This window comes from Pseudomonas sp. FBCC-B35, assembly GCF_059133755.1.
On sequence record NZ_CP101439.1, the window covers coordinates 2227541 to 2240418 of the forward strand.

Genomic DNA, 12878 nt, shown 5'->3' on the forward strand with positions numbered 1-12878 from the left:
GGCACCACCGTGCCGCCGTTTGTGCGCTGGGCCTACGGATTTCTTGGCCGCCATATCTCGGCACTGATGCGTAAATACACCATTAAAAATGCGTCAGGCATATATACTAGCCGGACAAGTAATTAAGATAATTCAAATTTCAAGAGAGATAGCCACGTGCGCAAAACACACCTAAGCCTGATCGTAGGCGTTGCTGCCACAATTCTGATTCACGGCGCCCTGAAGAGAAAAGAGGAAAATTACGGGGGATCTTGCGATTCAATTGATGATGGAAGGTACGTGCCTGAGGTAACTGGCAAGGCAGCGGCATCATTGTTTGAGGTTAGGCGACGCCTATACGCAGCTGCAATCGCGGTGTTTATTTCATTCGCTTGGAGTATCGCGTGGTGGTTTGAGGGAGACGCTGCGCAATTTTCACGGTCGGGATCTGTTATAACTGTATTTGCCCTTCTTGGCGAATCGCTTTTGGGCGAGGGTGTGAGCAGACTCAACAGGCAGATGCGAAGATCGCATGGCAGTTACTACACATTGTGGCGCGCTGTTTGCGCCATCGCGGCAGTCTTGGGAACGCTGGTCTGGGGTTACGGTGATCTGTTACATGCCAACCTGATGCCGGAGCCTGTGCCTCAGCCTCAAATTTGCATGCAAACCAATTGAAGCAGAGGCTTCTCTAAGCTGGCTGTTCGCTGGGCACGAGGGGGAACCGAGCCGCTAGTATTGTTTCATGTGGGGCGGGTCAGGCTTTATCGACATAGCGCAGCAGTGAATAGGGAGAAAGGGGTTATAGCGGAGCGTAGTACATTTGTACTCCTATTAGACTTTCAGCGTATTACCTGCCTTCGCCAGCTCGGCTGTTACACGCTGACGCCAATCCGCGCCGTGCCTAAAGGAGTGCCCGAGAGGCCAGTGAATCACGACGGCCCGCTTGACTTCGGCATTGGGTGCGATCGTGAGCCCCATGATACGTTGAGCCTTGGCGATGTGGTGGCAAGTAAGGTTCGGGCGTCCGAGGATTTCGCGAAGGTCGCTGCTGAGCGCTGGAATGATTGTGGTGTTCCAGTCAGCTAGCTTGGTGTGCAGTTCCAAATTCTCGGCCCGAATACATCTATCCTGGATGTCAGCGTCATCGTGGATCGTCAATGCCAGCTGCAGCTCTGCGATTTCCAGCAGCTGATTGATGTCGGCGCTATCGACATAGGTCCAGCCCAACAATCGGCAGCCCAGCCTGCTCAAGGTTACCTATACCTAAAGGTGAGGTGTTTCCTAGCATGACTAGATCACAAAGTGTTGCGTACTTGGCTGAGCTGAAAAGACCACCGTTGCAGTCGATGATCTTTAGTGATGGTGAGGTCTATCGGTGATCTGCCTGGAAAAATGATACTGATAGTTTCCCCAGTTGCGTTTATACTTACGGTGTTACAATTAGGTCAGATATCTTGGGTCGAATTTGGTCGAAGACTTCGATCGGTGAAGCACTTTTGAGTACGCAGAAGCTTACGTAAAAGGAATGTGCCTGCAGCGAAGTAAAGAGGATATGGAGGCTAGTTATAATTAAACCCACATGGAGGCGTTTTCACCTCCTTCAAAGAATTCGGTTGGACATGAAAGCGTTCATGTTTTGAGTACGGCAGGTGGTGGCTACTGGCTCAGCGCCATGCTTTGCGGCGATTGGCGATTTTTGATGTAATGCCCGACCATCTCACAGGAAGGAACCTTATGAAGCACACCATGATTGGCGCAATTCTCGTCGCCGTTACTGCGCTGTTGCTGAGCGGCTGCTTTGGCTCAACAGAAGAGCAAAAAGCAAAGGCGCAGCAGGAATCCAGCGACAGGCTATGGGACATCCCACCTCCGAAGACACCAGATAAGGGTTTCAAGCCCTGATGGGGAATTTCTAATGCCGCCTATCTCTAGGCGGCGTTTTTCGTTTGGGTGCTGGCGGGCAGCGCCGCAGGGTTAGGCGGCAGCGCGAACTACGAAGCTCAGGATGGCAGTGGCGTCGTCGTTGAAACACTCGGCCAGGTTTTGATACGTCCGATACTTCGAGTTTTTCCAGCTTGCTCCAGTCGGAGCTTGGGTTGAGCCAACGGCATAGGTCGATATCAGCATGTAAACGCTGTGACCCAGCTGTTGGGCTATGAATGCGGGACTTAGAACAGAGGCAGTCGGCGTATGGCCTGGCGAACTGGATAGCACGCAAAGCCTGATCGTTCAGCAGCACACAAGTCCCTTTCTGTCTTCGTTCCTTCCTCTATCTTGCTTAGGGCGACTCTCCTTATGACTTGCTGCATCCTCTTCTGCAGATTGATCACATCCCATCGGCTGGCATGACGTCTATCGGTACATTAGCTACGTCTTTAATCTTACTGCGCTGCGAGAGGGCGAGAGTCGCAAAGAATGCGCCATCTGACTGAAGTGCAGCGCACACGCCGACCTCGTGGGAAGTCATTGCGTGTTGCTCGCTCCAGTTGATCCTCCTTGAGCATCCAAGCCCAACTCCATGGGCTTTCCGGCAACGGACCGGGGCGGGTCGTTGGGAGACAACGCTACGACGGCATGAGGCCGTACGGTTACGGGTGATGCGTCCAGGGGGATAGGTGGTCATCCTTGGAAGTCTGTGCAGGATTGCCTTAGAGTTTGCGCTTTACTCAAGCCTTCAAAGGAATGACTCCATGGTCACCTGCCATGTTCGTTATGTGATTGATCCCTACCAGCTTCCCGCTTTTGAGGCGTATTCCCGTCACTGGATCGCTCTGGTCGAGCGCATGGGAGGCCAGCACCATGGCTATTTCCTGCCTTCTGAGGGGGCGAGCAATGTCGCCTATTGCCTGTTCAGCTTCGAGAGCCTTGCTGCCTATGAGCAGTATCGACAGCAGGCGGCAGGCGATTCGGCATGTATGGAATTGGTCAAGGAGGCCAGCGACAGGAAATTCATTCTGAGTTACGAGCGAAGCTTCTTGCGCCCAGTGTTCAAGTAGTAAGCAGATTTCCTTGTATCAGCCCAGCTCTGTTCTGGGCTTTTCGCATCTGGGCAGGGCCACGCCGCCTTGTGGTGGATTCCCGGCATCATCAAGGAGGGATCAAATTCGAATCTTGATCGGGGCAATGGGTTTGGCTTTGCTAGCGGGATGCATGGCTCCAACCATGAATGAAGCTCGTCAGGCTGGTCCCTATAAAGTTCTGAGATCGACCAAAACTGACGCCGCGCTGGCGAAGTGTGTCCAATACGAATGGCAAAATCAGCCGATTTTTGGTGGAACACCTGGCGCCACTCTTCAAGCAGGCCGCGATGTCGGCTATACCGTCTTCACGCAAGTATCAGAGTATTTCGTAGACATCCAGCCAGCACCGAGTGGGTCTGAAGCAAAGTACTACGTGGTGCTGGGGAACTGGATCGCAAAAAAGCGCCTGTCAGCATTGCAAGGCTGTCTGTAGCGGTTCCGTCGAGCGCGCAGATGCCGGGCTGATACGGTCTCGACTTTCAGGAGATAGAAAATATGCGAAACATCATAGTCGGGTCGGGCTTGGCATTGCTGGCGGGGTGTGCGAGCGTTGGCGACACCCGAAGCAATCCGCCACTGCTGGACTTGAAGTCGTCAAGGCCACCCCAGCAGGTTGCCGAGTGCATCCGAGATGCCTGGCAGAACACCACGGTGCTGGGGGTAAGTGTCGGCGGTATCTTGCAGACATCTGGCGACCGCTACGCTGTCTTGGCGCCTGACGCGCAGACGCCTATCCATTTGGTCGATGTGGCATCAGCACCAAGTGGTTCGACTGTCCGTTATCACTTCTATCGCACCTGGCAGTCACCGCTGGAGCGCGTGACAGATGCGGTCAGGTCATGCGCCGGTTGACCTATCCGGGGTGGATAGCTTTTCAATGGTCGCTGACTGCTACCGAGCGCGTGGTGGCCACGCTCAAGGCCACGGTGCCCGCCACTGAGGAGTACAGCATCAATGAATGCTGTGGCGTGCTGCATTCCCTAACCTAAGAACACATAATGCAGCACAGAGGACGCACGACAGGGTGCGGCTCAAGGCACGAAAGGACGGCCAATGACCGAGAAGGAGGAGCTGGAGCTTGAGAAGCTCCAAGCTGAAATTCACAAGCTCACCGCCGAGGCGCGAAAATTGATCGCCGAGGCCAACAAAATGAAGCGCGAGACGCTGTTTTACCCCTTTGTCGCGGTGGGAGGGCTAGTCACCGTCATCGTTACCGCTGCGGCCTTCATTCAAAAGCTCTAGCCTGCCGTCCTGAGAAACAGGCTTGCGCCGAGTGGTCTTGAGCTTTACGCCAATTCGGCCGACACTATCGCCATAGGGTCTAGCAACAGGCGTGACCTGGCATCACAAGCGAGGGCGACCATGAGCCATGATCAAGTTATCAAGCAGATGAAAGAGAACCTGGCACAGCTGGGCAGTGAGGTCCGCGAGGGCACGCAGCACCAAGCGCGCAGCATCTTTCTGTCGGCTGCTGCGGGCGCAGTCTTTGCTTTGGCGACGAGCTGGGTAGCGTTCAAGCTCTTTTCCTGATCGGTCGGGGCCGTTACCGGCAAGCCCCACCCGATAGCCTGCTTGGTTTTCTCGAGAGCACCCAGGCCTGTCTGGATCGCGCTTCATTCTGCTCCTGTAAACTCTGCTAGAGTCGCTCCGATATCTCTATCAAGTTGAGATCCGGGTCGCGCACATAAACGGATCGGATAGGTCCCGTGGCGCCGGTGCGTTGAACGGGGCCCTCGATAATTGGCCACTGCTGTGCTTCTAGATGGGCCACGACTTTCTCAAGGCTGATCGAGGCGATGAAGCAGAGGTCCAACGCGCCTGAGACTGGCAAGTGAGCCTTGGGTTCGAATTCGTGGCCACGCACGTGTACGTTGATCTTTTGCTCACCGAAGCGCAAAGCCAAGCGCCCGGCACCGAAAATTTCCAGGTTCATGCCCATGACGCGGGTATAGAAATCCTTGCATGCCTCGACATCGATGGTTGTCAAAACGAGGTGATCCAGATGGTTGATCATTTCACTGCCTCCCTGGGTGAGCAGTTGGTTTTCGATGAAGGTTTCGTAATGGTCAATGAGCGGACCAGTAGCACCCCACGGCTGCAGTGCTAGCCGGGCAAGCTCAGGTGCAGCAAGGGGAACGGGCGGCCCTCACCATCGAGAGGGGAGCGGCCTGTTTGGATAAAACCATAATGCAGATAGAACCCGACCGCTTTCGGATTCTGCTCATTCACATCAACGCTAATTTGGCCGCGTGAACTCCGGGCGTGATCCAGTAGCGCGCGGCCGATGCCTTCACCTCGCCGACTGGGTTCGATAAACAGCATTTCTACGTGGCTTACGTTAAGCCCGATGAACCCAAGCGGGCCGTTTACGGCATCCTCTGCCATCCATAATTCGACAGCCGGCAGGTAGCTATCGCGCAGTTGAGCAAACAACGCCTCGATATCGGCTTCCTGTAGGAAATGGTGAGTGGCACGAACGGCGCGCAGCCAAAGGTCGAGCAACTGCGGATGGTCGGTATTAGTAGCCTGGCGAATGATCATGGCATCATCCTTAACGGGTGATAGCGGAAAAAGAGGGGTGGCAGGGAAGATAGCGAGTCTAAGCGTGGCACATCGGTAGGGTGGCCGAACGAGCAGCGCCTGGAGCGTGGTTTTGACGAGGCCAATTGTAACGTATGGCTCATCCACTGTATTTGACCTGACGTGACCTGATGAAAAATTATCGATATCTGCTCATGGCCACTGTCGTGCTTTCGAGCTGCACTGCGCAACCTGTACGGCCGGTTATGGGTGAGGCTCAGTACAAGGGTTTTGCGCTGTCATCCATTACAGGTGAGCAGTGCGCGCTCACTGGGATGCTGGATGTCGACCTGGCCGCCGCCAATAGTGTGATGCTCGAGGCGCGAGCTGCGGCGTTCGAGTATGACCCAGCAAGGATGGAAATTGAGCGTCGGCAAGCCGCTATCGACCTGCAGCGTGGGCATGGCGTGACTGAGCCTGTCTGTCATGCGCTTGCTTATGAGGTATTGAGAGCGCTGGCGGTGCGCAGGATCGAAGATCAGTCAGCGCTGCAGCACAAGCGCATGACCTTGCAGGCAATGAAGCAGGCGCGCGGTGTTCTTCCCTGACCTACTGATAACCGGGACATAGTAGCTGATGGCCGCAATTTTCCGGCACACGTCAATTCATGCGGATACAAGGCGCGGTGAATCAGAACGACGACAGAGACTGCGATCGTTTGAGTGCAGCACAGGTGGTGATAAACGTGCAGGCCATGCTTAGGCGGTTTCAGAGATGGTTTACACCAGCGCGCAAACGATGGGCGGGGGGGGCATTGATCGTTATCGCGTTGGTGGGTATGGCAATGAATCCCGCGAGCAGGTGGCCTTGGGTGTTGGCGACAGGCGTGATATGGCTGCTCGCGGCCTGGTTACCCAGAAGATGACAGATCGTTAGTCGCAACTGCTGGTGCTCGATCCGCTGTCGCTAGCGTGGCTGTCCCCGATAGGGCGCTATTGCTGACGTGATGGCAGTCGTAGTGTAACCGTCCGGCAACCACATCTTCCCCACACGACTGCTGAAGGCCATGGAGCCCCCTAAGTTTGAGTGGACACCATTTCTGGTCCATCAAGCGGATTTCCTATGCAGCCTCGTTTTCTGGGCTCGTGGAATGGCTAGTTGGTCTGCGATGACTTTGCAGGTTACAACGCCAGCTTCGTACAGGGCTTGTTCGACATTGGCTGTATGGCCCATGTCCGTCGCAAATTCTTTGACCTGTTCGCTTCGAATGTGCCCATCCATAACAATCAGGGGGGAAATCAGATTCGCCCATGGGCCCTCGGTCATTCGAACTGGCTCCTTGCCAGGTCGTTACGCAGCGGTAAACGGGCAGCGGCGATCATGAGCCTGATCCAGTCAGCACGGCTGAATGGACATGATCCATACGCCTACCTGAAAGACGTCCCTAGTCGTCTGCCAACCCAAAGGGTAAGCGAGTTTCCTGATCTGCTTGCGCATACGTGGGCGCCTGAAGCGAGATGAGCCGCTTCCAATTGCGGCTACATATCTGTAAATTCGCATATGCGTAGAATCGAATATAAAGGTTGGTCATGCCCATTCAGCCGCCTATTTTCTTTAAATGCCTTGGTGACGAAACCCGCGCCCGGATCATGCTCATGCTCGCAGCTGAGGGTGAGCTGTGCGTCTGTGAACTGATTTGGGCACTCGACGACAGCCAGCCGAAGATCTCACGCCACCTGGCTCAGCTTCGTACCTGCGGGCTGCTGGAGGACCGTCGGCAGGGCCAATGGGTTTACTACCGTCTTCATCCGGAACTGCCTCTATGGGCACTGGATGTACTTCAGGCGACGCTCGAGGCTAACCGCACTTGGCTCGGTGATGACCAAGGTCGCCTTGCTTCCATGGAAGGTCGCCCGGTACGCCAGGTTTCCTGTTGCTAAGTGTTATTGGAGACCCGAGATGTTGCTGGCAGTGTCTATTTTTCTGGTAACGCTGGTACTGGTGATCTGGCAACCCCGAGGGCTTGGCGTGGGTTGGAGTGCGTCTGCCGGAGCGGTGGTCGCGTTGCTAACTGGCGTTGTTGCGCTCAGTGATATCCCGGTGGTCTGGCACATTGTGTGGAACGCAACGGCGACGTTCATTGCGGTGATCATCATCAGCCTCCTGCTGGATGAGGCAGGCTTTTTCGAGTGGGTAGCGCTTCATGTGGCTCGTTGGGGGAGAGGCAGCGGGGCACGCCTGTTTGCACTAATGGTACTCTTGGGTGCAGCTGTCTCGGCCCTGTTTGCTAATGATGGCGCAGCATTGATTCTGACCCCCATTGTCATCGCAATGCTTACGGCGCTGCGCTTTAGCCCGGCAGCAACCTTGGCTTTCGTGATGGCTGCCGGCTTCATTGCCGACACTGCCAGCTTGCCGCTGGTTGTCTCGAACCTTGTGAACATCGTCTCTGCCGATTTTTTCGACATCGGATTTGGTCAGTACGCCTCGATTATGTGGCCGGTGAATCTGGCCAGTGTCGGGGCGACGCTAGGCATGCTTTGGTTGTTTTATCGAAAAGAGGTACCGCTGGCGTACTCACCCGAAGAACTACCGCGACCAGAAGAGGCCATCAAGGATCGCCATACGTTCATTGCTGGCTGGTGGGTGTTGCTGCATCTGCTAGTCGGTTTGTTCGCCCTTGAGCCCCTAGGCATACCGATCAGTGCTGTCGCCGCTGTATGCGCACTGGTGTTGCTGATAATTGCCGCGAAAGGGCATGTGATCTCGACCCGCAAAGTCATGCTCAACGCACCCTGGCAGGTCGTATTGTTTTCACTTGGCATGTATCTGGTGATCTACGGCCTGAAGAATGCAGGGCTGACAGAAGGACTCGGCTCATTGTTCGGCACCTTCGCCGATCATGGTCTGTGGGTTGCGACACTCGGCACCGGTTTCACGGCTGCGCTGCTGTCATCTGTCATGAACAACATGCCCAGCGTGCTGATTGGTGCCTTGTCGATTCAGGACAGTGGCGCGACGGGGCTCGCCCACGAAGCCATGGTGTACGCCAACATCATCGGCTGCGACCTTGGCCCCAAGATAACCCCCATCGGTAGTCTGGCGACGCTGCTGTGGCTGCATGTCCTGGCTCAGAAAAACATCCGCATCACTTGGGGTTACTACTTCAAGGTTGGCTGCGTAATCACTTTCCCCATTCTGCTGCTGACACTGGCAGCGCTTGCCGTGCGCTTGAGCATCAGCACGTAGGAGTAACTTATGAAGATGCTGTTCATGTGTACGGCCAATAGCTGTCGCAGCGTCCTGTCCGAAGGACTGTTCAACCATGTTGCGCCGGACGGCTTCACGGCCATCAGTTCGGGCAGCCTCCCCAGCGGCAAACTCAATCCCCGTGCGGTGAGCACGCTGCAAGGACTGGGTGTCGACACGTCCGCCCTTTATAGCAAGGGATCAGAAGCGTTCGAGGACTCGCCACCCGATATCGTGATCACTGTGTGCGACAAGGCAAGTAGCGAAGCCTGTCCGGTGTATTTTGGCCCGGCCATCAAGAGCCACTGGGGGCTGCCTGACCCATCGGAAGTGGATGGCAGCGACGAGGCTATTCAGGTCGCATTCGACGCAACGGTTGAACACATCAAAAGGCGGTTCGCAGCGTTATTCGCGTTGGATCTGAAGACACTTCAAGGCGACGACCTGAAGCAGGCTTTGGATCGGATTGGAGCATTGTGATGAACGAGTTCGATATCGACTCTGCCGAGGCCTTTCCTGCCCTCGATCTGTTGCTGATGGATCTGCCCACTGCCGATAAGCTTAACCTGGCTGATGCGTCGAACGTCAAACCACGCATCCTTCTGCTCTATGGATCGACCAGAGAGCGTTCGTTCAGTCGTCTCTTGACGCAAGAGGCCGCTAGACTGCTCCAGTACATGGGCGCCGAGACGGTGATTTTCGATCCGTCAGGTTTGCCCTTGCCGGATGACGCGCCAGTCGAACACCCGAAGGTACAAGAGCTGCGTAATCTGGTGCTGTGGTCAGACGGACAGGTATGGTGTTCCCCCGAGCGTCATGGCGCTATGTCCGGGGTATTCAAAGCGCAGATCGATTGGATTCCTTTGACCCTGGGTGCCGTGCGGCCCACCCAAGGCAAAACACTCGCGGTGATGCAGGTGTGCGGCGGGTCTCAGTCATTCAACGCTGTGAACCAGATGCGTGTGTTAGGTCGATGGATGCGCATGCTGACCATCCCGAATCAGTCGTCCGTGCCGAAGGCGTATCTGGAGTTCGACGATGCTGGCCGAATGAAACCTTCGCCGTATTATGACCGCGTGGTCGATGTGATGGAGGAACTGGTGAAGTTCACGCTGCTGGTTCGTGGCCGTGAGGGCTATTTGGTAGATCGATATTCGGAGCGAAAAGAAAGCGCTGAAGCTCTATCGGCCAGGATAAATCAACGCTCCATCTAGGAATCGCTTGGATGGGATGTCAGCCATTACGCAACTTCAATTGCAACGTGTAATGGCTGGTGCGCTTACGTCGTAGCTTCGTATCGAGCAGGTTGTGGCCAGGCGCGTGGTCTCGTCGTTGTCCATGAAGGGCACGGAGGAGGGAGGGCTGATCTGGCTGGAGTCGGTTGAACGGTTGAGTTCAGCGTGCCCTGGCTTATCTGTGCGCTTGAACAAGCGGGCCAAGAAAGCAGGCATGACTAGTCCTTTCTTAAAAGCCTGTTGAGCAGCCCCTCTTGGTGCACATTGTCGTAGCACCCAGGTTGATTAGGTGGCGTGGCGTCACAGGGGATATTTCGTTGATCCCAGCGACTTCCATAGGGGCTGTTGAAATAATGATTGCACCCCGTAAGCAGGGTCACCACCAGCCCGATCAGTAGACCTTTATTCATTGCACATTCAGCCCTCAAATGTCTCACGTAGTACGGTACTGGCAACTGGCAGGGCAGATTAAAGTCGAATCGGATAGGTCCGTTGACTCAGCGGTAAGTTTCGCCCCTTTACGCAGCCAGCGCGCGTCATCTCCCATCGTTCAACGTTCATCATGCCGCTGATAAACACGCTTTCTACAAGAAGCCGATCAAGCGCATGCTCTCGAATTCTGACACCTAGTGAGATGCCTGATCGGCCACCGCCAAAGCATATTAGCCATTGACCCGCACAGCCAGCAAAGCCCGTTCCTTGCTCAACGGCTTGAGCAGGCCTGGCTGCTCTCCGATTTTCATGAACAGATAGTAGTCTCCGCGCTCGCCAAGGAGAATGCGATAGACCTGGGCAGTTCTGTCGGTGCTGGGCGAAGTCAATTTGTCCACGAGCAGTGTGTAAGTGGTGACACCCAAGGTGCTCAAGGCCTGTGCAAGTTCGGTATCGATTTTCGCTCGCCATTTCTGCATGACGTGCCGGTGCGCCATGACCGTCAGGGCGATCGCCAACAGTGGCAACACCGCAGCTGCGAAGAAGGTCAGTAACGAATTCATGATTGATGCTCGCGGTAGATGTGCAGTGCGTCCAGGCATCGCTAATGGCGCCCTATCGCGACAGCCCAGCATTATGGCACCGACGTTCCCGCTCGTCTGATCGATGAGGTTCGATGCCATATTTCGCTAGTAGCCCAAGCGGCAGGCGGCTAATGTCCCTCTTAGCGGCCATTAGACTAAAGTATTAGGAGGCGCGATGCGGATACGCGGCAGTGTGTTCTGGTCCTGGGCTGACCCTACGTTGCACCATCGCGCGCACGAAGAGACATTAAGCGACAAGACGTCGATTAATGTACAGGTTCGTCTGTCCCGAAAAGGCCTCGTTCAGCTGTTCATAGGTGTCTATGCCCCTGGCGGCGTGCCTGTCTATGAGGAGGCGTTCGACGACCGCCCAAAGGAGTCCATGTCCCGGGCATTGGCCTGGGGCGTCATGAGGGCCCGCGAAGTGGCTTCTTTCAATTCCCAGAGCATCCCCAAGAGCGGTCATGGAACATGATGGCTGCCGATACATCTGAACTGCTGAGCGCAACAAATGCCCAACGTTTCACACGTTGAGGAGTTTGAACATGACTGAACAGCAACCTGAACCCAAAAAAGATCAGGTACCGGCTCACGCCACCGAGGAGGAAAAAGCGCGACTCAAGGACAAGAACAAGGATGGCATTCCGCCTGGAGTCGCCTGACAGTCTTTACCGGGCATGAACTTCTGAATGCCACCGCTTATCTGATTCAGGCGCCGGGTCATTCGGCTCAGGACAGTCGTTTCTCAAGCGGAAAGTTGCGTATGTTTTCAGAGGACTTCTACGGTATCTACCTTGTTGTGGAGGCGGTGGTGGCTTTCGTCGTGCTGGCGATCGCTGCTCATTGGAGTCAGGGTACTTGAGGGTGCGAGACGGCACGGGTCAATCCTGTGCCGTCTGCAGCTGCATCTCTGGGGATTTATTTCAGCCAACTACCCGCTCAACCCCTGATCATCTCCAGCCGTTCGCGGCCTGCTTCGGTAATCGCGCTCTCGCCCTCGTCACTGATGCGGTACCGTCCCGATGGCAGCTTGTGAATCGAGAACCGCACCAGCCCGCTGCGGGCAAGCGCTTGTCCGGCTTCATAACTCATTGCATTTTCCAGATCGTAAACCTTGATCTCACCAATCTTGAAACGTGAAAACGCAATGAGTGCTGAATCGATGACGTCTTGGCTGACGGAATGAACGTGTTCCATTTGACTTCCCAGTTCGTGAGTGGCCCGGTCCATGGACATAAGCAACGGACCTTGGCAGTTCGTCGAAAGGCGAACGCTACTACGCTTGGTACGAGACGTGTACTGGGTTTGCATCCACGCTGGATGCAAACCCAGCGACATGACCGCGGCACTGGGAGTGCCCGATGCTTTTCCCCACGACAGCTAACTGAATACTGAAGTAGCAGCCAAGCGCGTAGAGGCGTCATGAGCACTTTGCTTTTGACGCACTCAACCGCAATACTTCGCGTATTCAATCGGAGGAAAGTGCGTGGAAACAAGAAGTGCTGTAGCTGAAATGTTCATTGGCATCCCAACACATTTCTGGGTATTGCCCGTGGCAGGCCTGATCGCGTATTACGGCGTCAAATGGTCAGCCAGGCCTACACCACGCGCGCACTGGATCAAAGGGGCAGCCTACTTGCTGCTGATCGCCCTGGCCTTGATCCCGAACGCACTTTACGCGCTCATGCCGCCTGCCCCCGGTCCTGAGCAGCTCATCGACAACCACCCTGTGCCCAACTATGCCGGCCGCTTCTACCTGGACCTGTTCTACGTATTCGGCGGCTGGGCGCTGAGCAAGGTGGTCAAGCTCAGGTTTCATTGAGACGATCTTCGGGGGATGGGATTGTACTCAATGC

At 55.4% G+C, this 12878-nt stretch carries 18 protein-coding genes and 1 pseudogene; 14 read left to right on the plus strand and 5 right to left on the minus strand.

The features are described 5' to 3' along the window. Nucleotides 1-813: 813 nt before the first annotated feature. Complete coding sequence (locus tag NMB38_RS10400) at nucleotides 814-1233, minus strand: hypothetical protein (protein WP_125922693.1); 420 nt, start codon at nucleotides 1231-1233, stop codon at nucleotides 814-816. Nucleotides 1234-1716: 483 nt separating this feature from the next. Between NMB38_RS10400 and NMB38_RS10405 the strand changes: the two genes are divergently transcribed. The 6 genes from NMB38_RS10405 to NMB38_RS10430 all read left to right on the plus strand — a co-directional run bounded on the left by NMB38_RS10405 (nucleotide 1717) and on the right by NMB38_RS10430 (nucleotide 4532). After that, nucleotides 1717-1884, plus strand: coding sequence for a hypothetical protein (locus NMB38_RS10405; protein ID WP_154665212.1), 168 nt, complete (start codon nucleotides 1717-1719; stop codon nucleotides 1882-1884). 788 nt (nucleotides 1885-2672) lie between these two features. After that, nucleotides 2673-2978, plus strand: a complete 306-nt coding sequence (locus NMB38_RS10410) for an NIPSNAP family protein (RefSeq protein ID WP_088523788.1) — start codon at nucleotides 2673-2675, stop codon at nucleotides 2976-2978. Nucleotides 2979-3144: 166 nt separating this feature from the next. After that, a complete protein-coding gene (locus tag NMB38_RS10415) occupies nucleotides 3145-3435 on the plus strand; it encodes a hypothetical protein (protein WP_225806690.1) in 291 nt (96 codons plus the stop codon). Nucleotides 3436-3497: 62 nt separating this feature from the next. Continuing rightward, nucleotides 3498-3854, plus strand: coding sequence for a hypothetical protein (locus NMB38_RS10420; RefSeq protein ID WP_027916392.1), 357 nt, complete (start codon nucleotides 3498-3500; stop codon nucleotides 3852-3854). 201 nt (nucleotides 3855-4055) lie between these two features. Beyond that, nucleotides 4056-4244, plus strand: coding sequence for a hypothetical protein (locus NMB38_RS10425; RefSeq protein WP_027916391.1), 189 nt, complete (start codon nucleotides 4056-4058; stop codon nucleotides 4242-4244). A 120-nt stretch (nucleotides 4245-4364) separates the two neighbouring features. Continuing rightward, the gene (locus NMB38_RS10430; protein ID WP_165919287.1) at nucleotides 4365-4532 is read left to right on the plus strand and encodes a hypothetical protein; all 168 of its coding nucleotides are present in this window, start codon (nucleotides 4365-4367) and stop codon (nucleotides 4530-4532) included. A 106-nt stretch (nucleotides 4533-4638) separates the two neighbouring features. On the opposite strand, the gene NMB38_RS10435 is transcribed toward NMB38_RS10430, so the two are convergent. Beyond that, nucleotides 4639-5016 carry a VOC family protein gene (locus tag NMB38_RS10435; RefSeq protein ID WP_027916390.1) on the minus strand — a complete coding sequence of 126 codons (378 nt, stop codon included), beginning with the start codon at nucleotides 5014-5016 and terminating at the stop codon, nucleotides 4639-4641. An 89-nt stretch (nucleotides 5017-5105) separates the two neighbouring features. After that, the gene (locus NMB38_RS10440) at nucleotides 5106-5543 is read right to left on the minus strand and encodes an acetyltransferase (RefSeq protein ID WP_028687864.1); all 438 of its coding nucleotides are present in this window, start codon (nucleotides 5541-5543) and stop codon (nucleotides 5106-5108) included. Between the two features lie 170 nt (nucleotides 5544-5713). On the opposite strand from NMB38_RS10440, the gene NMB38_RS10445 reads away from it, so the two are divergent. From NMB38_RS10445 to arsH, 6 genes and pseudogenes are all read left to right on the plus strand, one after another. Continuing rightward, nucleotides 5714-6130 (plus strand): hypothetical protein, encoded by a 417-nt coding sequence (locus NMB38_RS10445; RefSeq protein ID WP_028687865.1) that lies wholly within the window; start codon nucleotides 5714-5716, stop codon nucleotides 6128-6130. Between the two features lie 496 nt (nucleotides 6131-6626). Next, nucleotides 6627-7043: pseudogene (locus NMB38_RS10450) on the plus strand (IS66 family transposase); the annotation flags it as partial. Nucleotides 7044-7111: 68 nt separating this feature from the next. Then, entirely contained in the window at nucleotides 7112-7462 is a 351-nt protein-coding gene (locus NMB38_RS10455) for a metalloregulator ArsR/SmtB family transcription factor (RefSeq protein WP_028687867.1), read from the plus strand. A gap of 19 nt (nucleotides 7463-7481) precedes the next feature. Next, nucleotides 7482-8771, plus strand: a complete 1290-nt coding sequence (locus NMB38_RS10460; RefSeq protein WP_028687868.1) for an arsenic transporter — start codon at nucleotides 7482-7484, stop codon at nucleotides 8769-8771. 9 nt (nucleotides 8772-8780) lie between these two features. After that, nucleotides 8781-9251, plus strand: a complete 471-nt coding sequence (locus NMB38_RS10465) for an arsenate reductase ArsC (RefSeq protein WP_028687869.1) — start codon at nucleotides 8781-8783, stop codon at nucleotides 9249-9251. 56 nt (nucleotides 9252-9307) lie between these two features. Then, nucleotides 9308-9985: an arsenical resistance protein ArsH gene (arsH, locus tag NMB38_RS10470; RefSeq protein WP_230396049.1), complete on the plus strand. Its 678-nt coding sequence runs from the start codon at nucleotides 9308-9310 to the stop codon at nucleotides 9983-9985. A 683-nt stretch (nucleotides 9986-10668) separates the two neighbouring features. Here arsH and NMB38_RS10475 read toward each other — a convergent pair. Continuing rightward, nucleotides 10669-11001, minus strand: a complete 333-nt coding sequence (locus tag NMB38_RS10475) for a hypothetical protein (RefSeq protein ID WP_088523783.1) — start codon at nucleotides 10999-11001, stop codon at nucleotides 10669-10671. Between the two features lie 196 nt (nucleotides 11002-11197). Here NMB38_RS10475 and NMB38_RS10480 point away from each other — a divergent pair, with 196 nt between their 5' ends. Next, nucleotides 11198-11497: a hypothetical protein gene (locus NMB38_RS10480; protein ID WP_027916381.1), complete on the plus strand. Its 300-nt coding sequence runs from the start codon at nucleotides 11198-11200 to the stop codon at nucleotides 11495-11497. A gap of 464 nt (nucleotides 11498-11961) precedes the next feature. Here the strand turns inward: NMB38_RS10480 and NMB38_RS10485 are convergent, their stop codons facing one another. Further along, nucleotides 11962-12219: a hypothetical protein gene (locus tag NMB38_RS10485; RefSeq protein ID WP_088523782.1), complete on the minus strand. Its 258-nt coding sequence runs from the start codon at nucleotides 12217-12219 to the stop codon at nucleotides 11962-11964. Between the two features lie 316 nt (nucleotides 12220-12535). Between NMB38_RS10485 and NMB38_RS10490 the strand changes: the two genes are divergently transcribed. After that, complete coding sequence (locus NMB38_RS10490; RefSeq protein WP_088523781.1) at nucleotides 12536-12844, plus strand: hypothetical protein; 309 nt, start codon at nucleotides 12536-12538, stop codon at nucleotides 12842-12844. The last annotated feature ends 34 nt before the right edge of the window (nucleotides 12845-12878 follow it).